The organism is Streptomyces sp. NPDC040622, from assembly GCF_055593965.1.
In genome coordinates this window covers 530602-550258 of record NZ_JBVIXD010000007.1, presented here as the reverse complement: position 1 = coordinate 550258, position 19657 = coordinate 530602, and the positions used below count along the sequence as shown (strand labels likewise).

Annotated in this window: 18 protein-coding genes and 1 pseudogene; 13 read left to right on the top strand and 6 right to left on the bottom strand. The window is 73.0% G+C overall.

Annotation, left to right across the window (positions count from 1 at the left end; translation table 11 throughout):
* Window positions 1-183: 183 nt before the first annotated feature.
* From aroH to der, 5 genes are all read left to right on the top strand, one after another.
* Complete coding sequence (gene aroH, locus ACZ592_RS23030) at window positions 184-546, top strand: chorismate mutase (RefSeq protein WP_471583460.1); 363 nt, start codon at window positions 184-186, stop codon at window positions 544-546.
* Window positions 543-1628 carry a prephenate dehydrogenase gene (locus ACZ592_RS23025; protein ID WP_471583459.1) on the top strand — a complete coding sequence of 362 codons (1086 nt, stop codon included), beginning with the start codon at window positions 543-545 and terminating at the stop codon, window positions 1626-1628. The genes aroH and ACZ592_RS23025 overlap by 4 nt, the downstream gene beginning before the upstream one ends.
* Before the next feature lie 123 nt (window positions 1629-1751).
* Window positions 1752-2447, top strand: a complete 696-nt coding sequence (gene cmk / locus ACZ592_RS23020) for a (d)CMP kinase (RefSeq protein WP_471583458.1) — start codon at window positions 1752-1754, stop codon at window positions 2445-2447.
* The gene (locus ACZ592_RS23015) at window positions 2405-3106 is read left to right on the top strand and encodes a lysophospholipid acyltransferase family protein (RefSeq protein ID WP_471583457.1); all 702 of its coding nucleotides are present in this window, start codon (window positions 2405-2407) and stop codon (window positions 3104-3106) included. Before cmk ends, ACZ592_RS23015 begins: the two co-directional genes overlap by 43 nt.
* Window positions 3107-3189: 83 nt before the next feature.
* On the top strand, window positions 3190-4668 hold the full coding sequence (gene der, locus ACZ592_RS23010) for a ribosome biogenesis GTPase Der (RefSeq protein ID WP_471583456.1): 1479 nt from the start codon (window positions 3190-3192) through the stop codon (window positions 4666-4668).
* Window positions 4669-4725: 57 nt separating this feature from the next.
* On the opposite strand, the gene ACZ592_RS23005 is transcribed toward der, so the two are convergent.
* Window positions 4726-5043 (bottom strand): hypothetical protein, encoded by a 318-nt coding sequence (locus ACZ592_RS23005; RefSeq protein WP_471583455.1) that lies wholly within the window; start codon window positions 5041-5043, stop codon window positions 4726-4728.
* Between the two features lie 173 nt (window positions 5044-5216).
* Window positions 5217-5996 (bottom strand): hypothetical protein, encoded by a 780-nt coding sequence (locus ACZ592_RS23000; protein WP_471583454.1) that lies wholly within the window; start codon window positions 5994-5996, stop codon window positions 5217-5219.
* Between the two features lie 527 nt (window positions 5997-6523).
* Here ACZ592_RS23000 and ACZ592_RS22995 point away from each other — a divergent pair.
* A complete protein-coding gene (locus ACZ592_RS22995; protein ID WP_471583453.1) occupies window positions 6524-7144 on the top strand; it encodes a LysM peptidoglycan-binding domain-containing protein in 621 nt (206 codons plus the stop codon).
* A gap of 83 nt (window positions 7145-7227) precedes the next feature.
* Window positions 7228-7812, top strand: coding sequence for a LysM peptidoglycan-binding domain-containing protein (locus tag ACZ592_RS22990; protein ID WP_471583452.1), 585 nt, complete (start codon window positions 7228-7230; stop codon window positions 7810-7812).
* Here the strand turns inward: ACZ592_RS22990 and ACZ592_RS22985 are convergent.
* Genes ACZ592_RS22985 through ACZ592_RS22975 form a run of 3 tightly spaced genes read right to left on the bottom strand, consistent with a single transcriptional unit; the run spans window position 7778 to window position 11710 of the window.
* The gene (locus ACZ592_RS22985; protein ID WP_471583451.1) at window positions 7778-8494 is read right to left on the bottom strand and encodes an ATP-binding cassette domain-containing protein; all 717 of its coding nucleotides are present in this window, start codon (window positions 8492-8494) and stop codon (window positions 7778-7780) included. The two genes, ACZ592_RS22990 and ACZ592_RS22985, sit on opposite strands and share 35 nt — an antisense overlap.
* The gene (locus ACZ592_RS22980; RefSeq protein WP_471583450.1) at window positions 8491-11160 is read right to left on the bottom strand and encodes an ABC transporter permease subunit; all 2670 of its coding nucleotides are present in this window, start codon (window positions 11158-11160) and stop codon (window positions 8491-8493) included. The genes ACZ592_RS22985 and ACZ592_RS22980 overlap by 4 nt, the downstream gene beginning before the upstream one ends.
* A 4-nt stretch (window positions 11161-11164) precedes the next feature.
* On the bottom strand, window positions 11165-11710 hold the full coding sequence (locus ACZ592_RS22975; protein WP_471583515.1) for a hypothetical protein: 546 nt from the start codon (window positions 11708-11710) through the stop codon (window positions 11165-11167).
* A gap of 148 nt (window positions 11711-11858) precedes the next feature.
* On the opposite strand from ACZ592_RS22975, the gene ACZ592_RS22970 reads away from it, so the two are divergent.
* The 5 genes from ACZ592_RS22970 to ACZ592_RS22950 all read left to right on the top strand — a co-directional run bounded on the left by ACZ592_RS22970 (window position 11859) and on the right by ACZ592_RS22950 (window position 17300).
* Window positions 11859-12443, top strand: a complete 585-nt coding sequence (locus ACZ592_RS22970) for an MTB12 C-terminal domain-containing protein (protein ID WP_471583514.1) — start codon at window positions 11859-11861, stop codon at window positions 12441-12443.
* Entirely contained in the window at window positions 12418-13773 is a 1356-nt protein-coding gene (locus ACZ592_RS22965; protein ID WP_471583449.1) for an ABC transporter substrate-binding protein, read from the top strand. The genes ACZ592_RS22970 and ACZ592_RS22965 overlap by 26 nt, the downstream gene beginning before the upstream one ends.
* 163 nt (window positions 13774-13936) lie before the next feature.
* Window positions 13937-15199: a glycosyltransferase family 4 protein gene (locus ACZ592_RS22960; RefSeq protein ID WP_471583448.1), complete on the top strand. Its 1263-nt coding sequence runs from the start codon at window positions 13937-13939 to the stop codon at window positions 15197-15199.
* Window positions 15196-16089, top strand: coding sequence for a hypothetical protein (locus ACZ592_RS22955; protein WP_471583447.1), 894 nt, complete (start codon window positions 15196-15198; stop codon window positions 16087-16089). The genes ACZ592_RS22960 and ACZ592_RS22955 overlap by 4 nt, the downstream gene beginning before the upstream one ends.
* Before the next feature lie 122 nt (window positions 16090-16211).
* The gene (locus tag ACZ592_RS22950) at window positions 16212-17300 is read left to right on the top strand and encodes a helix-turn-helix transcriptional regulator (RefSeq protein ID WP_471583446.1); all 1089 of its coding nucleotides are present in this window, start codon (window positions 16212-16214) and stop codon (window positions 17298-17300) included.
* On the opposite strand, the pseudogene ctaD reads toward ACZ592_RS22950, so the two are convergent.
* Window positions 17235-18873: pseudogene (gene ctaD / locus ACZ592_RS22945) on the bottom strand (aa3-type cytochrome oxidase subunit I); the annotation flags it as partial. The gene ACZ592_RS22950 and the pseudogene ctaD sit on opposite strands and share 66 nt — an antisense overlap.
* Window positions 18874-19312: 439 nt before the next feature.
* On the opposite strand from ctaD, the gene ACZ592_RS22940 reads away from it, so the two are divergent.
* Window positions 19313-19528 carry an I78 family peptidase inhibitor gene (locus ACZ592_RS22940; RefSeq protein WP_471583445.1) on the top strand — a complete coding sequence of 72 codons (216 nt, stop codon included), beginning with the start codon at window positions 19313-19315 and terminating at the stop codon, window positions 19526-19528.
* Window positions 19529-19657: the final 129 nt, after the last annotated feature.

Genomic DNA, 19657 nt, shown 5'->3' with positions numbered 1-19657 from the left:
CCTAGGGGGTAGAGACCACCGAGCCACGAGGGGGACCCACCCCAAAAAACAACTTCCCCCCCCCCCTGGGGTGGGCCGCCCCCCCCCCCCCCCCACCCCCCCCCCCCCCCCACTCCTGCGCAGGGCGCTGACTAGGCTGGCCACCTCTTCATCCAAGACACAGGTGAGACAAGGAGCGGTGACGTGGCGGTACGAGCGGTCCGGGGCGCCGTCCAGCTGGAACGGGACGAGGCCGGGCACATGGGGGAGCAGGTCGGCACGCTGCTCACCACCGTCCTGGAGCGGAACGGGCTGACGGCGGACGACCTCATCAGCATCTGGTTCACGGCCACGCCCGACCTGCACTCCGACTTCCCGGCGGCCGCCGCCCGCGGCCTCGGCATCGTCGACGTACCGCTGATCTGCGCGCAGGAGCTGGACGTCCAGGGCGCCATGCCCCGCATCGTGCGGATCCTCGCCCACATCGACACCGACCTGCCCCGTTCCGAGGTCACGCACGTGTACCTCGGCACCGCGGCCGCACTTCGCAAGGACATCGCCCAGTGAGAACCGCCCTCGTCATCGGCACCGGTCTGATCGGGACCTCCGCGGCCCTGGCCCTCGCCTCCCGGGGCGTCGCCGTGCACCTCGCCGACCACGACCCGGCGCAGGCCCGCACGGCCGCCGCGCTCGGCGCGGGCACCGACACGGAGCCCGAGGGGCCCGTCGACCTCTGTGTCGTCGCCGTGCCGCCCGCGCACGTCGCCGGCACGCTCGCCGACGTCATGCGGCGCGGGGTCGCGCGCGGCTACCTCGACGTGGCGAGCGTCAAGGGCGGCCCGCGTCGCGAGCTGGAGGCGCTCGGCCTCGACCTCACCCCGTACATCGGCACGCACCCCATGTCGGGGCGCGAGCGCAGCGGTCCGCTGGCCGCCACCGCCGACCTCTTCGAGGGCCGGCCCTGGGTGCTCACCCCGACCCGGGAGACCGACACCGAGGTGCTCAACCTCGCCCTGGAGCTGGTCGCGCTCTGCCGCGCGGTACCCGTCGTCATGGAGGCCGACGCCCACGACCGCGCGGTCGCCCTCGTCTCGCACATGCCGCACCTGGTCTCCAGCATGGTCGCCGCCCGCCTGGAGCACGCCGACGAGACGGCGGTGCGCCTCTGCGGGCAGGGCATCCGCGACGTCACGCGGATCGCCGCCTCCGACCCGGGGATGTGGATGGACATCCTCTCCGCCAACCCGGGACCGGTCGCCGACCTGCTCGCCTCGCTCGCCACCGACCTGGACGAGACGGTGGCGGCGCTGCGCGCGCTGCAGTCCGCCGACGAGGCCAAGCGGACCGAGGGCGTGGCGGGCGTCGAGAGCATGCTGCGGCGCGGCAACGCGGGCCAGACCCGGGTGCCCGGCAAGCACGGGGCGGCCCCGGCCGCGTACGAGCTCGTCGCGGTGCTCATCAACGACCAGCCCGGCCAGCTGGCGCGCATCTTCTCCGACGCGGACCGGGCGGGCGTGAACATCGAGGACGTGCGCATCGAGCACGCGACCGGGCAGCAGGCCGGTCTGGTGCAGCTGATGGTCGAGCCGTCGTCCGTGCCGATACTGACCGACGCGCTGCGGGAGCGGGGCTGGTCGATCCGCCGGTAGGCGGCCGCCGCACGGGCTCCCGCAGGGGCTGTCGGGGCAGGGTGTGCGAGCCAGTAACCTTGTGCGGGGCGTCATCGCGCCCCGCTTCCCTGGCCCGCGTACAGCGAAAGGTGTCCACCGCCCGTGGATAAAGCCGAAACCGCCGCCCCGGCAGCCGTGATCGTCGCCATCGACGGCCCCTCCGGCACGGGCAAGTCGAGCACCTCGAAGGCCGTCGCCGACCAGCTCGGCCTCAGCTACCTGGACACCGGCGCCCAGTACCGGGCGATCACCTGGTGGATGGTGCACAACGGCATCGACCTCACCGACCCCACCGCGATCGCCGCGGTGGCGGGCAAGCCCGAGATCCTCTCCGGCACCGACCCGGCCGCCCCGACCATCACGGTCGACGGCACGGACGTCGCGGGCCCCATCCGCACCACCGACGTCACCTCCAAGGTCAGCGCGGTCAGCGCCGTGCCCGAGGTGCGCACCCGCATCACCGAGCTGCAGCGCTCCATCGCGGTGTCGGCGGAGAAGGGCATCGTCGTCGAGGGCCGTGACATCGGTACGACCGTGCTGCCCGACGCCGACCTGAAGGTCTTCCTCACCGCTTCGCCCGAGGCGCGTGCCGCCCGCCGTTCCGGCGAGCTGAAGGGCTCCGACGTCAAGGCGACCCAGGAGGCCCTGATCAAGCGGGACGCGGCCGACTCCAGCCGCAAGACGTCCCCGCTGGCCAAGGCCGGCGACGCCGTCGAGGTCGACACCACCGAGCTCACGCTGCAGCAGGTCATCGAGTGTGTCGTGACCCTCGTCGAGGAGAAGCGGGCCGCGAAGTGAGCGAGGCTCCCGCCGAGCGGGGGGCATCGGAGCGGGGCGCCGAGGTCGGCCGCCGGATCGGTGTCGGCCTCATGTACGGCTTCTGGAAACCGCGCGTGCTGGGCTCCTGGCGGGTGCCGGCGAGCGGCCCGGTCATCCTGGCCGTCAACCACTCGCACAACGTCGACGGCCCGATGGTCATGGGCGTCGCGCCCCGGCCCACGCACTTCCTGATCAAGAAGGAAGCGTTCATCGGGCCGCTCGGCTCCTTCCTGCACGGCATCGGCCAGGTGCAGGTGGACCGCTCGGTCGCCGACCGCACGGCCATCACCCGGGCCCTCGGGGTCCTGAAGCAGGGCGGCGTCCTCGGGATCTTCCCCGAGGGCACCAGGGGCGAGGGTGACTTCGCGTCGCTGCGGGCCGGGCTCGCGTACTTCGCGGTGCGCTCCGGCGCCCCGATCGTGCCGGTCGCGGTGCTGGGAAGCACCGACCGGCCGGGACGGTTGATCAAGCAGCTGCCGCCGCTGCGCAGCCGGGTCGACGTCGTCTTCGGAGATCCCTTCGAGGCGGGCGACGGCAGCGGCCGGCGCACGCGCAAGGCGCTGGACGAGGCGACCGTGCGCATCCAGGACCGGCTCACCGCCCACCTGGAAAACGCCAGGCGCCTGACCGGGCGCTGAGCGAGACTTATCAAGTAGTGCCCCGGTCCGTCACGAGAGGCCGGTGCACCGATCACCACGATGAACGACGAGGTACGGACTTCATGAACGACCAGACCCAGCCCGAGGGCGACGGCTTCGCCGAGCACGACCACGGGGCGCTCGGCGACGCCGAGTACGCACAGTTCATGGAGCTCGCCGCCGAAGAGGGCTTCGACATCGAGGACGTCGAGGGCGCCATCGAGGAGGCGGGCCACGGCCCGCTGCCCGTCCTCGCCGTCATCGGCCGCCCCAACGTCGGCAAGTCGACTCTGGTGAACCGCATCATCGGCCGCCGCGAGGCCGTCGTGGAGGACCGCCCCGGCGTGACCCGCGACCGCGTCACCTATGAGGCCGAGTGGGCAGGCCGCCGTTTCAAGCTCGTCGACACCGGCGGCTGGGAGCAGGACGTGCTCGGCATCGACGCGTCCGTCGCCGTCCAGGCGGAGTACGCGATCGAGGCCGCGGACGCCGTCGTCTTCGTGGTCGACGCCACGGTCGGCGCCACCGACACCGACACCGCCGTCGTGCGCCTGCTCCGCAAGGCCGGCAAGCCGGTCGTGCTCTGCGCCAACAAGGTCGACGGCCCCTCCGGCGAGGCCGACGCCTCCGCCCTGTGGTCCCTCGGCCTCGGCGAGCCGCACCCCGTCTCCGCGCTGCACGGCCGCGGCACCGGCGACATGCTGGACGCCGTCCTGGAGGCGCTGCCCGAGGCCCCCGCGCAGACCTTCGGCACGGCGATCGGCGGACCGCGTCGCATCGCGCTCATCGGCCGTCCGAACGTCGGCAAGTCCTCGCTTCTCAACAAGGTGGCCAACGAGGACCGCGTGGTCGTCAACGAGCTCGCGGGCACCACCCGCGACCCGGTCGACGAGCTGATCGAGCTCGGCGGCGTGACCTGGAAGTTCGTCGACACGGCGGGCATCCGCAAGCGCGTCCACCTCCAGCAGGGCGCCGACTACTACGCCTCGCTGCGCACGGCCGCCGCCGTCGAGAAGGCGGAGGTCGCGGTGATCCTCATCGACTCCTCCGAGAGCATCTCCGTCCAGGACCAGCGCATCGTGACGATGGCCGTCGAGGCGGGCCGCGCGATCGTCCTCGCGTACAACAAGTGGGACACCCTCGACGAGGAGCGCCGCTACTACCTGGAGCGGGAGATCGACACCGAGCTCGCCCAGGTCGCCTGGGCGCCGCGGGTGAACGTGTCGGCGCGCACGGGCCGCCACATGGAGAAGCTGGTCCCGGCGATCGAGACGGCCCTGGAGGGCTGGGAGACGCGCGTGCCGACCGGCCGTCTGAACGCGTTCCTCGGCGAGATCGTCGCCTCGCACCCGCACCCGGTCCGCGGCGGCAAGCAGCCCCGCATCCTCTTCGGCACGCAGGCCGGCACCAAGCCGCCGCGGTTCGTCTTCTTCGCCTCCGGCTTCATCGAGGCGGGCTACCGCCGCTTCCTGGAGCGCCGCCTGCGCGAGGAGTTCGGTTTCGAGGGCACGCCGATCCACGTCTCGGTGCGGGTACGCGAGAAGCGCGGCCGCAAGAAGTAGCGCACGACGTGCCGATGCCCGGCCTCCCGTCGTGGGAGGCCGGGCATCGGCATGTGCTCAGTGCTCGCGGCGCGGTCCCGGCGGCAGGGCCGCGGGGAACTGGTGGTGACCCGTGGCGTGGTGCTCGTGCTGCCCGTAGCGGGCCACCTGGAACTGGCCGTAGGAGCCGTGCCGCTGGTCGTGGCGGGGGTCGTGCCGCGTGTCGAAGCGGTGCTGCATGCCGTACGGCCCCGTGCCGAAGGCGGTGAATCCCAGGTCCTCCTCGCCGGTCCGGTCGCCCGGCAGCGCCCTGAAGGCCCTGAGGTACTCCGAGTACAGCGTGTCGTAGATGGGTGTGGCCGAGTGGTCGCCCGTCGTGTCCTGCGCCGAGCGCATGGACGGGATGGGGTTCTGGTACGCCGGCCGGTGGCGGGAGGGGTCGTATGGGTGCACGTCTGTGCCAACGAAACCGTCGCCCTGCGGATGCGGGGGCCGCGCCGCTTTCCCGGTCCGGCAGGAGGGTGACCGGCGCGTCCGGGGCTGGGGGCGGCCCCCGCGGGGCTCGGGGCTCAGGTGCCGGCGAGCGGCATCGTGCAGGCGACGAGGCGGCCGAGGGTCGCCGCCCGGTCCAGGGCGTCCCGCAGGAGGTCCTCGCGCGGCTGGCGGCCGATGGAGCCGACGGGCGCCGCGAAGAGCAGCACGGTCTGGGTCTTGTTGACCGCGCTGCGCCAGTCCTCGGTGACCTGCAGCGGGTGGTGGGCCTGCCACCAGGCGACGGGGGAGCCGCCGCCGGTGCCGGGCTGCAGGACGGCGTGCAGCTGGCCCATGGCGAGCAGCACCGACCAGCCGGGCAGCGCGGGCGGCACGGAGTCGAGCGAGGTGACCGGCATGAAGCCCTGCTCGATCAGGAGCGGCAGGAAGTCGTCGCCACCGCCGGGCGCGGCGCCGGGGCGGGAGATGGCGCCGGTCGGCTCGACGACGAGCGCGGGGCGCAGTTCGCCCTCGATCAGGACGAGGCCGCTGGTGACACCGAGCACGGCCTGGTTGGACGGCGGGGTCGGCGCGTCGCCGTCGTCGCCGGTGATCGACCGCACGGCGCCCTGCAGCTGCTCCTCGGAGACCGTGACGATCTGGGAGGGCAGGCAGGTGGCGTGGGCGAAGGCGAGCACGGCCGTCTCGTCACCGACGAACAGGACGGTGCTGGTGCGCTCCTGTTCGGCGTCGCCCGGGGTGCGACAGGACGTGCAGTCGTAGCTGCCCGGGGTGTTCTCTCCGGCGAGCAGCCGGTCGGCTTCTTCGTCGCCGATCTCGGCGCGTACGTCGTCGCTGACGTCGAGCATGCGCGGCACGGGTGGCTCCTCGGGATCGTCATCTGGGGTGCATGGGGAGGGTGTGGCGAGCCCGACGGTGTCCGGCTCATAAGAAGACAACGGCGGATCAGTGGCGCAAGTCACGCGCGAAGGCGAACGGAATCGAACCATCCGCAGCGGAGGGTGAGACGGGTGGCGGAATGCGTCACTCCGCGCCAACAGCTGCTGGGGGCACGGAAGTTGACCCGGTGAGCTGAGTCACAGATCGCCGGTGCGGGCGGTGCAAAAATCCGGAAATCAGCCTATGAAGTGGGTGTCCGGAACTCGCCGATACCGCGGGTAACGCTCAACTGGCCTGGCTCGGAAGGGCCGTGGTTGATGCCGGGGGTTGCGGGCTCCTAGATTCCACCGCCGTGTGCAGCGAGCACCGCTCGGGTACGTCCGCCGGTCGCACCAGCAAGCTCGAGCACGACACCGGCGAGCGGGGCCGGCCGGACCCCAGGCGCCGGATGCGCGAGGGGGGCGGCACGGCCAGGGGGACCCCGGGTCCTGCGAGAGGGATATTCATGTCCGCACGTCCCAGGAACACGCGCATGACGGCAGTGATCGGAGGGGCCGCGCTACTGGCCCCGCTGGGGCTGCTTGCCGCGACCGGCCAGGCCGGTGCGGCGGACAGCGGAGTGTGGGACCGCATCGCACGGTGCGAGAGCGGCGGAAACTGGCAGATCAACACGGGCAACGGCTACTACGGCGGGCTGCAGTTCTCCGCCGGTACGTGGCGTGCCTACGGCGGCGGGGCCTACGCGGCGACCGCCGACAGAGCCTCGAAGGCGCAGCAGATCGCCGTCGCCACCAAGGTCCAGCGGGCCCAGGGGTGGGGCGCGTGGCCGACCTGCTCGGCCCGGGCCGGCGCGTACGGCGGCGCACCGTCCGCCGCGGCGCCGGTGCCGAAGGCCGCCAAGCCGGCCCCCAAGGCCGTCGAGCAGCGGCCCGCCACGGCGCCGGCCCGGCCCGACCGGGGGGCCACGCGCGGCGCTCCGGGCAACTACACCGTCCGGCAGGGCGACACCCTCAGCGGCATCGCGGCCCGGCACGGCGCCGGCTGGCGGCAGGTGTACGCCGCCAACCGGCAGGTCATCGGCGCCGACCCGAACGTGATCGTGCCCGGGCAGCGATTGAACGTCTGATCCGATCGTCCGACCGGGTGGGGTCCGCTCCGCGGCGGCGCGGCACGCGCCGACGCCGCCGCGGAGCTGCCTAGCGTGACCCGATGCACCCGAAGCTGACCCAGCGTGTCCGGTCCGTGTCCCTGGTCCTCGGCGCCGTCCTGGCGGCGGTCGCGCTGCCGTCGGCCGCCGCGTCCGCGGCCCAGCCGCGGCAGCCGGTCGCCGCTTCCACGACGTACGACTGTTCCCTGGCCAAGGGGCCGTGGCACTGCCTCGCCGAGTGCGAGAGCAACGGGCGATGGCAGACCAACACGGGCAACGGCTACTACGGCGGGCTGCAGTTCTGGCAGCCCACCTGGGAGGAGCACGGCGGGCTCAAGTACGCGCCGCGCGCCGACCTCGCGACCCGCGAGGAACAGATCAAGGTCGCCGAGAAGGTGCTGCGCACGCAGGGCTGGAAGGCCTGGCCCGTCTGCTCCAAGAAGGTGCGGATCGAGCGGTTCGACCGTCGCGTCCACAAGGTGAAGGCGAAGGAGACGCTCAGCTCGATCGCGCGCAAGTACCACGTGAAGGGAGGCTGGCAGGCCCTGTACAAGGCCAACCGAGACATGATCGGGAGCCGTCCCGACCGGCTCGATGTGGGTGCCGTGCTGGTCATTCCGGGGCGTACCGCGACCGGCCGGGGCTGAGCTCTCCCGGTTCCCCGCTGAACACCACCGCGCCCCGGCGCAGCGCGTGCACGACCACCGTCCGCCCCGTGCCTTCGCACACGGCGGGCGGCAGCCGCTGTTCGGCCGCGACCACGCAGCTGTCCAGGGCGTCGAGCAGGGCGTACGTACGGGACGCGACGGAGGGCGACATGCCCTGCGTCGGCTCGTCCACGAGGAGCACGCCGGCGTCCGAGAGCAGCGCCCGGGACAGGGCGAGCATGCGCTGCTCGCCGCCCGAGAGGGTGCCCGCGCGCCGGGGCAGCAGCGGACGCAGCTCGGGGTAGGCGTCCAGGGCGCGGTCGGCGTCGCCCGCCGCGTGGGACAGCGCGAGGTTCTCCGCGACGGTGAGGGAGGCGAACACCGCCCGGCGGTCCGGTACGAAGCACAGCCCTCGCGCGGCCCGCTCGTGGGCCGGCTGGTGGGTGATGTCCCGTCCGTCGCGGACGACCGCGCCCCCGGCGAGCGCGAGCGTGCCGGCCAGGGCGCGCAGGGCCGTGGTGCGGCCCGAGCCGTTGCGGCCCAGGAGGACGGTGAGGGCGGCGGCCGGGGCCGCGAGGGTGACGCCGTGCAGGGCCTCCAGCGGGCCGTAGCGCACGCGGGCGTCCCGCAGTGCGATGCCGCCCCGCATCCCGCCCCGCAGTCCGTCCCGCAGCCCGGTCATCGGCGGACCTCGTCCAGGACCTGGCCCGCCGGACCCGATGCGACGATGCGGCCCGCCGCCAGTACGTGGACGGTGTCGGCGAGATGCGCGACCAGGTCGAGGTCGTGCTCGACCACCAGGATCGCCGTGCCGTCGGCGGCCAGGGCGCGCAGCAGGGTGGCCAGGGCGCGCACCTCGGCCTCGTCGAGGCCCGCGGCCGGCTCGTCCAGGAGCAGGGTGTGCGGGGCGCCCGCAAGGGCCCTCGCCAGTTCCGTGCGGCGCAGGGCGCCGGTGGGGAGGCCGGCCGCCGGATGCGCGCGCAGGTGCGTCAGGTCCAGCAGGCGCAGGGCCCGGGCGGTCGCGTCGGGGGAGCGCCCCGGGGTCTGTTCCGCGCCCACCCGGACGTTCTCCTCGACCGTCAGGGACGGGAAGACGGCCGGCTGCTGGAAGGTGCGGGCCATGCCGGTGCGGGTGCGGGCGTGCGCGGAGAGGGCGGTGATGTCGCGGGCGCCGAGCGCGATGCGGCCCGTGGCGGGGCGCAGGGTGCCGGCCAGGCAGTGGAAGAGGGTGCTCTTGCCCGCGCCGTTGGGGCCCACGACGGCGGTGATGCGGCCCCGGGGGACGACGAGCGTCACGTCGTCCAGCGCGGTGAAGCCGTCGTAGGTGACGGTGAGGTGGTGGGCGGTGAGGGTGGGGCGGGGGGTGGTGGGCTGCCGTGCGCCCGGCGGCTTTCGTGCTGCCTCCCGTGGGACCGGCCGCGGCGCGGCGGGGACGGGCGCCGCCCCGCGGGCGTCCCCGCCGGGGCGGGGGATCCCCACCAGGGCGGCGCGCGCCGCCCGGCCCGCCGGGGTCAGCCGTGGCGTTCGGCGCAGGCGGCGCGTGGCCGCGCGCAACGCCTCGTACGGGCCGCCGGGGAAGCGGCCGGCCAGCGCCGCGAGGAGACCGATCAGGGCCGCCGCCACGCCGCCGCGCGTGCCCGCGTCCAGGCCGACGAGCAGGGCCGCGGCCGCCAGCGCCCCCAGGACGCTGTCGGAGCCGAGGACCACGACCGCCGCGAACCAGAGGAGACCGCGCACGGGGTCGTACGCCCCGGCGTCGAACGCCCGTTGGCCGAGGGCGAGCATGCCGCCGCCGAGCGCGGCGAGTGCCGCCCCGGTGACGAACGCCGTGAGCTTGAGGGCGGGGACCGGCACACCCGCGGCCGCCGCCCCCGCCTCGTGGTCCCGCATCGCCGCGAGGGCCCGGCCCGTGCGGCCTCGGCGCATCGCGGTGACCAGGAGCGACGACCCGGCGAGCAGGGCGAGTTCGAGGACGTAGTACGCGCGGTCGCCCGCGAGGCCCGCGGGCCGGTCCAGGGTCAGGCCCGAGGTCGCGTACGGCTGGGTGAAGACGAAGCGGCTGACGCCCACCCCGACCGCGAAGGTCGCCAGCGCCAGCGCCAGGCCGTGCCGGCTGATGGCGGGCCGGCCGGTGAGCAGGCCGAGGGGCGCCACCAGGAGCACCGCCACCGCCAGGGCCGGCAGGTGCGGCAGCTCGGGCAGGCCCGGAAAACGGCCTGCCGCAAGGAGCGCGGTGAAGAGGGCGCCCAGGCCCGCGTAGGCCCCCTGCCCCAGGGAGATCTGGCCGCCTCTGCCCGTGACGATCACCAGCGAGAGGAGGATCACCGCGAGCGCCGGGACCTGGACCGACGTCGTCAGGTCCGGGCCCGCGAAGCCGAGCGGCAGGAGGAAGAGCACCGTCGCCACGATCCAGGCGCCCGGCGGCGTCGGGACGCGGGCGGTGGCGGTGCGCGGGAGCGCGTCCCGGGTGCCGATGCCCGGCAGGACCAGGGCCGCGACCAGCAGGGCGATCACGAAGAGGTTCGCCCCCGCGGTCTGGAGCAACTGTTCGTGCCAACCGCCTGGGTGGAGGCGGGTCACCTGGCTCTGTGCCACGCCGAGGCCCAGGGCGACGGCCACGGCGACGGGCAGGCTGCGCAGGCCGGCGGCCACGGCGACGGCCACCACTTCCATGACCAGCAGCGGCATCCCGTACGGGTCCAGGCGCACGAAGGGGGCGAGGAGGACGCCGGTGAGGCCCGCGGTGAAGGAGCCGAAGGCCCAGCCCGCCGCGGCCACCCGGTCCGCGTCGATGCCGAAGAGCACGGCGAGCCCGCGGTTGTCGACCACCGCGCGCAGCGCACCGCCGAAGCGGGTCCAGCGGGTCGTCGCCCCCACGGCGACGGCGAGGGCGACGGCCGCGCCCAGTTGCACCCACGGGTCGGCGGGGAGGAGTTCGGGTGCGTCGTCGCGGGCGCCCGGACCCCAGAGGAGGGCCGCGCCACCGACGAGCAGGACGAAGACGCCGATCGAGGCGACCAGGGTCTGCGCCGGATCTCCCCCGGGGCCCGCCCCCTGGTGGGACCCCGGCCCGAGGACCGCGAGCGGCCGGAAGACCGCGCGGTCCAGGAGCAGGCCGATGCCGGGGGCGACCACGAGCAGGGTGACCGCCGCGGCCAGGGGGAGCGGCCAGTTCCCTTCGGCGGTCAGCTGCCGCAGGACGTACGCGCAGACCATCGCGACGGCGCCGTGCGCGAAGTTGAGGACGCCCGTCGCGCGGTAGGTGACGATCAGGCCGATGCCGGTGAGGGCGGCGGCGCTGCCGACGGTGAGCCCGGCCAGCGTGAGGTCGTAGCTCAGGGAGGACACCGGGTCAGTGCTCCGGGGCCGGCTCGGGGTCCTCCTGCGGGGCGTCGGGGTCCGGTGGGCGCCCCGGCTCGCAGATCGGGCAGGGGGCGAGTGCGCCCGCCGACAGGATGGTGGCGTCCGCGGGGACCGCCTCCGGCTTTCCCGCGACCAGCGGGCAGTCCGCGCGGTGCCGGAGCGTGCCGCCGGGCACCATGAGCAGCGCGCCACTGGTGGCCACCGGAGCCGCGCGGTGTTCGCCGGGGGCCTCGGGTTCCAGCGCCACCAGGAGGCCGTACAGCTCCTCGACGCGTGCCGCCGCCAGGGCGCTCCTGCCATGGGTGAGCAGCACCGCGCCCGCGACGATCAGCGCGGCGCCCGGCACCGTGCAGGAGGCGAGGTAGGGCAGCTGCCGCTCGGCGAACCGTTCCCCGGAGACGCCGTACCAGCCGATCACGCAGAGCACCGCGCCGGCGGCGAGCGCCGCGAAGGCCGCCCACAGCACGGGGTGCACGGCACGGGTGCGGGCAGGGCCGGAGGCACCGGCCGTCCGAACTGTCTGAGCCGCCCGCATCGAGGCCCCCTGGGACACGTCGTCGGTCACGTCAGTCACGTCGATGGGCTGTCCATGTCAGCCGATGGCTTGCACTATGCCTTCTGCAAGCCGACCGTGAAACCTCCGGGCGACGACGGCCCGGACCGACACCCCGGTGGTGAGCCAGATGGTTCTCGGGAGCAGCCTCAGGCGAAGGACGTACCGCGGGCGGGGCAGGGCGCGGGGCGCGGCACTGGCGGCCGTCGCGGTCCTGGTGATCGGCCCGGCCGCCGTGGCCTGCGGTGACGACAGCGGAGGCGGGGACGGCTCCGCGCCGCCCGAGCCGTCCGCGGAGAAGACGACCGAGCCGCCCAGGGAAACGGACGGCACGGGGGACGGCGCGTCCGCGCCCGCCGACGCGGCGGCCGCGAAGAAGGAGGTCAAGGAGAACTGGGAGACGTTCTTCGACCCCGAGGTGTCGATGAAGGACAAGGAAGCGGTCCTGGAGAACGGCTCCGGGATGCGGGAGGTCCTGGAGAGCTTCGGCGGCGACGAGCGGGGAAAGCAGGTCGCCGCGGACGTCGGCAAGGTCGAGTTCACCTCCGCCACCGCGGCGGACGTGACGTACGCGCTGACCCTGAAGGGCGCCACCGCCCTGCCCGACGCCTCGGGGACGGCCGTCGACGAGGACGGCACCTGGAAGGTCTCCGTCAAGACGCTCTGTGCCCTGGTGAAGCTGAGCGGGAATGCGTCGCCCGGTCCGGGCTGCTGAGGCGCTGCTGGTGGTCGCGCTCCTGACGGCCGGCACGGCCTGCGGGAGCCGGCTGCCCGAGAGCGACTTCGAGCGGCGCGGCACGGCGCCCGCCCCGGCCCCGGGAGCGCCGGTCAGGGTCGGCATCATCACCAGCGCGACCAGCCCGGTGGGCGGCACCGCGTTCACCGGGCCGCGCGACGGCGCCAAGGCTTACTTCGAGCGTCTGAACGCGCGCGGCGGCATCGGGGGCCGCACCGTCGAGGTCCGCACCTGCGACGACGGCGGCAGCGGCGTCGGCAACAACGACTGCGTGCACAAGCTGGTGGAGGAGGAGCACGTCGTCGCGCTCGTCGCCACGTCCTCCCTGGACTACGCGGGCGCATCGAGGGTCTCCCACGCGCGCGTGCCCGACATCGGGGGACAGCCCATCGGATCCGCCTACGAGACGTTTCCGCACCTGTACGGGATCTACGGCAGCCTCGCCCCGCGCGACGGGAAGCCGGGGTGGCACGGCAAGCTGTACGGCGGGACCGAGGTCTACCGCTACTTCAAGCGGGAGCAGGGCGCGCGGACCGCCGCCGTCGTCTCCTACAACCAGGCCGCGTCGGCCGCGTACGCCCGGCTCGTCACCCGGGGCCTGAAGGCCGAGGGCTACAAAGTGGTGACCGAACAGGTCGACTTCGCGCTGCCCAACTTCCGTGCCGCCGCGGCCGATCTCAAGGAGCAGGGCGCCGACCTGGTCTTCGACGCGATGGACACGCACGGCAACGCCCGGCTGTGCGAGGCGATGGACGCCGTCGGCGCGAAGGTCACCGCCAAGGTCACCAACGTGCAGAACTGGACCTCGACCGTCGGCGAGGACTACCAGGACGCGCCCCGCTGCCGCAACGCCCTGTGGGCCACCGGGTCGAGCAGGAACTACGAGGACACCGGGCACCCGGCCGTGCGGGAGTTCCGCGCGGCCATGAAGGGCAAGGCGCTCTCCCAGTGGCAGCTGGAGGGCTGGGCCGCCGCCCTGTGGTTCACCGACGCCGCGCGGTCCTGCCTGAGCGGCGGGGGCGACGTCACGCGCGCGTGCGTGGACCGTTTCATGAACCGGAACCAGCCGTACTCGGCGCGGGGACTGCTGGTGCCCGTGAGGTTCGAGCGCCGGGCCGAGCCGCCCTCGACCCGCAGGACGTGTGTGTCCGTGGCGCGCTGGCGGGACGGGAAGGGCTGGATCACCCAGGGGGCCAGGAGCGGGAGTGGCGGGAGCGGCAGAAGTGCCGAGGAAGCCGGAGATGCCGGGTCCGGCGGGAATCTTGACGACAACTGCTTCGATGTCCCCCAGCTCGCCTACCAGCCTTGATGTACGAGACCGCCGAAAGGTTCCCCTTCGCGGCTACCGATCAGGCATCTGTTCGGGAACAGGATGATGATGAAACCCAACCCTTGGCCAGGAATCCCCGTCTAACCCTGCGGTAGGCGGACGAGGGGGACTGTCCGCATGGAAGCGCGGAATACGGGGACGCATGCACATCTCTTTCCTGATTCACAACGCGTACGGAATCGGAGGGACGATCCGGACGACGTACAACCTGGCGAACACGCTGGCCCAACAGCATGACGTCGAGGTCGTGTCCGTCTTCCGGCACCGCGACGAGCCTGTCTTCCGGGCGGACCCGCGCGTCCGCCTCAGCCACCTCGTCGACCTCCGCAAGGGCACCGCGGGCTACGAGGGCGACGACCCGGAGCACCTGACCCCTGCCCGGACGTTCCCCACCGCCGAGGGCCGCTACGACCAGTACAGCGCCCTGACCGACCGACGCATAGCCGCCCACCTGACGGCCCTCGACTCCGACGTCGTCGTCGGCACCCGGCCCGGTCTCAACGTGCACATCGCCCGCCAGACCGCGCGCGGCCCGCTCAGGGTGGGCCAGGAGCACCTCACGCTCGACAGCCACTCCAAGGAACTGCGCCGCCAGCTGCGCAGCGTCTACCCCCGCCTGGACGTCCTGACCACGACGACCGAGGCCGACGCCCGCGCGTACACCCGCAAGATGCGCCTGCCCGGCGTGCACGTCCAGGCCGTGCCGAACCCCGTGCCCGCGCCCGGCATCGAGCCCGCCGACGGCTCCCACAAGTGGGTCGTCGCGGCAGGCAGGCTCGCCCCCGTGAAGCGGTACGACCTGCTGATCAGGGCCTTCGACAAGGTGCGGCGCGAGCGCCCCGACTGGCGGCTGCGGATCTACGGCGGCGGCAAGCAGAAGGACAAGCTGCGCGCCCTGATCGACGAACTCGGTCTCTACAACCACGTGTTCCTGATGGGACCCGCCCACCCGATCGAGCCCGAGTGGGCCAAGGGCTCCATCGCCGCCGTCACCTCCAGCCTGGAGTCCTTCGGCATGACGATCGTGGAGGCGATGCGCTGCGGCCTGCCCGTGGTCGCCACCGACTGCCCGCACGGCCCCGGCGAAATCATCGACAACGGTGTCGACGGGCGGCTCGTCGAGGTGGGCAACGCGGACGCCATCGCCGGCGGACTGCTCGAACTGATCAACAACGACTCGCTCCGGCAGCGGATGGCGGGCGCGGCGCTCCAGGACTCCGAGCGCTTCGACCCGGAACGTATCGCCGAGCGTTACGACGCGATGTTCACCGGGATGCTCGCTCGCGGGGGCTCGCTGGGGGGCCGGATGCGCGGCTCCCTGCACCGCACGCGCGGCGCGTTGCTCGGGGGCGCGTACGCGGTGCGGGATCTCGGCCGGGTACAGACGAAGGGATCGACCGCATGACGGCCTTGGCCACCTCGCAGGCGGCATCGCACACCGGCGACGACGGGGAGGTGTCCACGGCGCCGCGCGCCGACTGCATCGCCGACTCCGCCGGTGGCCTCACCTTCGACGTCACCGATCCCGGCGAACCCGGCGCCCACGAGGTGGTGTACCTCCTGCTGCGCCGCCGCGACGCCGTCTCGGCCGAGGATCACGTGTCCCTGCCGCTCTCACCGTCGGCGGACGGCAGGCTGCGCGCCGCGCTGCCCAGCAGCGTCGAGCTCGCCGAGGGCCGCTGGAACGCGTACGCGCAGGTCGCGGGCGGCGAGCCGCGCCGCCTGATGCCGGGCGTCAACGACCTGCGCTCGCTGGTGGACCGCGCGCCCAGCGGCAGCCGCGGCCACGTCGCGGTGCGCATCCCGTACGCGACGAAGCAGGGCAACCTCTCGGTGCGCAGCTGGCTGCGCGCGCCGCACGCCGAGAGCGGCGAGGTCGAGATAACCGACGACGGCATGACCGTGCACGGCCGCGTCTACGGCACCCCGCTCAGCGCCGCCGCCCACATCGAGGCCGTCCGGCGCGCCGAGCCGGACGTCGTCCACCGCGCCGAGGCCACGGTCGCGGGCCCGGAGTTCACCTTCAACCTGCCCTACGGCCCGCTCGCCGCGCACGGCTCGGGGCCCTGGGACCTGTGGCTGCGCCCGGCCGGCGACGGCGGCCCGCGGGTGCGCCTGGCCCGGCTCCTGGACGACGTCCCGGACAAGAAGGCGATCTTCACCTACCCGGTGGCGCGGCTGACCACGGCGGAGTACGGCACGGTCGAGACCGGCCCGTACTACACCAACGACAACGACCTGGCCGTACGCATACGGGAGGCGAGCGCCGAGGAGGAGACCGTCGAGGCCGACTGACGCGCAGAGGGTTCGCCGACGCGGAGAGGGGTCGCCGCCGCGGAGGCGGTTCGGCAAGCGCGACCGCCGGCCACCGGGCTCGCGGACCGCACCTGTCCTCGATCGACGGCACAATCACGTCCATGTTGGAGACCTCGGCACGACTGCTCCGCCTGCTCTCCTTGCTGCAGGCCCACCGCGACTGGTCCGGCGCGGACCTCGCCGACCGGCTCGGCGTCACCCCGCGCACGGTACGGCGTGACGTGGACCGGCTCCGGGAGCTCGGCTACCCGGTCAACGCCAGCCCCGGCACCGGCGGCGGCTACCAGCTCGGGGCGGGGGCCGAACTGCCGCCGCTGCTCCTGGACGACGACGAGGCGGTCGCGGTCGCCGTCGGCCTGCGCACCGCGGCGGGCCACGGCGTCGACGGCATCGGCGAGACCTCGGTCCGGGCGCTCTCCAAACTCGAACAGGTGCTGCCCGGCAGGCTGCGCCGCCGGGTGAGCGCACTGAACGCGTTCACCGTCCCGATGCTGCGCACTCCGACGGCGCGGGGCGTCGACCCTGCGGTCCTCACCGAACTCGCCGACCTGTGCCGCGACGCGGAGCGACTGCGCTTTGAATACCGCGACCACGAGGGCAGTGCGACGCGCAGGACCGTCGAGCCGCACCGGCTCGTGTGCACCGAGCGCCGCTGGTACCTCGTGGCCTGGGACCTGGACCGCGACGACTGGCGCACGTTCCGCGCGGACCGCATCCGGCCGAGGCCGCCGCACGGGCCGAGGTTCGCCCCACGCACCCCGCCCGCCGAGGATCTCGCCGCGTACGTCTCGGAGGGCGTCTCCACGCGCGCGTACGCCGCCCATGCCGTGGTCCGCCTCCTCGTGCCGCTGGCGGAGGCGGCCGAGCGGCTCACGCCGACCGACGGCACCCTGGAGGCCGAGACCGGGCGGAGCTGCCTGCTGCGCACGGGGGCGCCGAGCCTGGACGTGATGGTCTTCCACGTGATGTTCATGGGCTTCGAGTTCGAGATCGTCGAGCCCGCCGAACTCGCCGACCGGGTCAGGTCGGCGAGGGACCTCCTTGGCCGGGCCCTGGACCGGGGTGTTCCGTCTGCGGATCCGTCGGCGGCTCCTGGGCCGCCTGCCGCGGGTTCAGCGCCGCGTACGCCGCGTACTCGGGATGGTGCAGGTCGAACGCCGGGGACTCCGAGCGGATCCGGGGCAGCGTGACGAAGTTGTGCCGCGGGGGCGGGCAGGAGGTCGCCCACTCCAGGGAGCGGCCGAAGCCCCACGGGTCGTCGACCTCGACCTTCTCGCCGTACTTGGCGGTCTTCCAGACGTTGTAGAGGAACGGCAGCGTGGAGAGGCCGAGCAGGAACGCCCCGATGGAGGAGACGGTGTTGAGGACCGTGAAGCCGTCGGCCGCCAGATAGTCGGCGTAGCGGCGCGGCATGCCCTCGGCGCCCAGCCAGTGCTGGACCAGGAAGGTGGTGTGGAAGCCGACGAAGAGCGTCCAGAAGTGGATCTTCCCGAGCCGTTCGTCGAGCATCTTGCCCGTCAGCTTCGGCCACCAGAAGTAGAAGCCGCCGAAGGTCGCGAAGACGACGGTGCCGAACACGACGTAGTGGAAGTGCGCGACGACGAAGTACGTGTCGGTGACGTGGAAGTCGATGGGCGGCGAGGCGAGCAGGACGCCGGTGAGCCCGCCGAACAGGAAGCTCACCAGGAAGCCGACCGACCACAGCATGGGCGTCTCGAAGGAGAGCGAGCCCTTGAGCATCGTGCCCGTCCAGTTGAAGAACTTCACGCCCGTCGGGATCGCGATGAGGAAGGACATGAAGGAGAAGAAGGGCAGCAGGACCGCACCGGTGGCGAACATGTGGTGCGCCCAGACGACCACGGAGAGCCCGGTGATGGCCGTCGTCGCGCCGACCAGCGGGAGGTAGCCGAAGATCGGCTTCCGGCTGAAGACGGGGATGATCTCCGTGATGATGCCGAAGAACGGAAGCGCGATGATGTAGACCTCGGGGTGCCCGAAGAACCAGAAGAGGTGCTGCCACAGCAGCGCCCCGCCGTTCTCCGAGGCGAAGACGAGCGAGTGGAAGCGCCGGTCGGCCTCCAGCACGAGCAGCGAGGCGGCGAGCACGGGGAACGCGATCAGTACCAGGATCGATGTGAACAGGACGTTCCAGGTGAAGATGGGCATCCGGAACATCGTCATGCCGGGCGCGCGCATGCCGATGATGGTGGTCAGGAAGTTCACCGCGCCGAGGATCGTGCCGAAGCCGGAGAGCGCGAGCCCCATGATCCACAGGTCGGCGCCGATCCCCGGCGAGCGCTCCATGCTGTTGAGCGGGGCGTAGGCGAACCAGCCGAACCCGGCGGGCCCGCTCGGCACGAACATCGAGCCGATGACCATCAGGGCGCCGAAGAGGAACAGCCAGTACGAGAGCATGTTCAGGCGCGGGAAGGCGACGTCGGGGGAGCCGATCTGCAGCGGCATGATCTCGTTGGCGAACCCCGCGAACGTGGGGGTCGCGAAGAGCAGCAGCATGATCGTGCCGTGCATGGTGAAGGCCTGGTTGAACTCCTCGTTGGACATCAGCTGCAGGCCGGGGCGGGCCAGTTCGGCCCGCATCATCAGGGCCAGCAGGCCGGCGATCAGAAAGAAGACGAACGACGTGATCAGGTAGAGGTGACCGATCTTCTTGTGGTCCGTGGTCGTCAGCCAGTCCACCACCACCCGGCCGGGGCGCCGATCCCGCACCGGTCGTTCCGTCGCCCGCGCCGTCTCGGTCCCCATCGCCCGCCCCTTCGCCATCGCGTTCTGGGCCTGCCCGAAGCACAGCCATGATGCTCGCGTCGCCCGGGCTCCGACAGGGGGCGTACGGCTGCTTCGTGTGCCGGACGCGGGGACGTATCAGCCGGAATGGCGAATTCCCCCACGCGCCGTCACCTCCCGTGCGACGGCCGGGATTCGGAATTGCGGAGGCCTCCCAAAGGGCCCGCGTTCGCATTCCGCACAGGCTTTTCCGGGGATGGCGAAGAGCGCTTCGGGATGACGCGAAGATGCCCGTGAATTACATCGTTACCAGTCCGGAACCGCTCGTACGTGTGACGGAGTTCGACCGAAACGCACGTCGTGATCCTGTGACAAAAGCGTGACCGGAGAGGTACCGGTGACGCATGGTGTGCACTCTCCGGCCTTCCGTGCGGCTGCCGCGCCGCCTAACGTGGCGGCCATGGCACCTATTCCGACCCCTCCCACAGAGCCCCTGGACAGCCCGGACGACTACGTCGGTCTGCGGGCCGACGGCGCCGAGCAGCAGGCGCGCGAGCGCGGCTGGTCGCCCGTCAGGTCGCTGCCGCCGGGCACGATCATCACCATGGAGTACCTCGCGGGGCGGCTCAACTTCGAGGTCAAGGAAGGCGTCGTGACCCGCTGCTGGAAGGGCTGAGCGCCCCGCTCCCGCGACCCGCGGTGGGATGGGGGACGGGGGGGGGGGGGGGAGGGAGGGAAAAGAGGCCGAGGGGGGAAGGGGGGGGCCGGGGGGGGGGGGGGGGGGGGGGGGGGGGGGAGCCACCGG

What these genes read in the sequence shown, in the direction of transcription:
- ACZ592_RS22950 (WP_471583446.1), top strand. Translation starts at nt 16,212, where the DNA reads ATGTTGGAGACCTCGGCACGACTGCTCCGCCTGCTCTCCTTGCTGCAG.
- der (WP_471583456.1), top strand. Translation starts at nt 3,190, where the DNA reads ATGAACGACCAGACCCAGCCCGAGGGCGACGGCTTCGCCGAGCACGAC.
- ACZ592_RS22995 (WP_471583453.1), top strand. Translation starts at nt 6,524, where the DNA reads ATGTCCGCACGTCCCAGGAACACGCGCATGACGGCAGTGATCGGAGGG.
- ACZ592_RS22965 (WP_471583449.1), top strand. Translation starts at nt 12,418, where the DNA reads ATGCGTCGCCCGGTCCGGGCTGCTGAGGCGCTGCTGGTGGTCGCGCTC.
- ACZ592_RS22990 (WP_471583452.1), top strand. Translation starts at nt 7,228, where the DNA reads ATGCACCCGAAGCTGACCCAGCGTGTCCGGTCCGTGTCCCTGGTCCTC.
- ACZ592_RS22960 (WP_471583448.1), top strand. Translation starts at nt 13,937, where the DNA reads ATGCACATCTCTTTCCTGATTCACAACGCGTACGGAATCGGAGGGACG.
- ACZ592_RS22970 (WP_471583514.1), top strand. Translation starts at nt 11,859, where the DNA reads ATGGTTCTCGGGAGCAGCCTCAGGCGAAGGACGTACCGCGGGCGGGGC.
- ACZ592_RS22975 (WP_471583515.1), bottom strand. Translation starts at nt 11,710, where the DNA reads ATGCGGGCGGCTCAGACAGTTCGGACGGCCGGTGCCTCCGGCCCTGCC.
- ACZ592_RS22985 (WP_471583451.1), bottom strand. Translation starts at nt 8,494, where the DNA reads ATGACCGGGCTGCGGGACGGACTGCGGGGCGGGATGCGGGGCGGCATC.
- ACZ592_RS23005 (WP_471583455.1), bottom strand. Translation starts at nt 5,043, where the DNA reads ATGCGCTCGGCGCAGGACACGACGGGCGACCACTCGGCCACACCCATC.
- ACZ592_RS22955 (WP_471583447.1), top strand. Translation starts at nt 15,196, where the DNA reads ATGACGGCCTTGGCCACCTCGCAGGCGGCATCGCACACCGGCGACGAC.
- ACZ592_RS22940 (WP_471583445.1), top strand. Translation starts at nt 19,313, where the DNA reads ATGGCACCTATTCCGACCCCTCCCACAGAGCCCCTGGACAGCCCGGAC.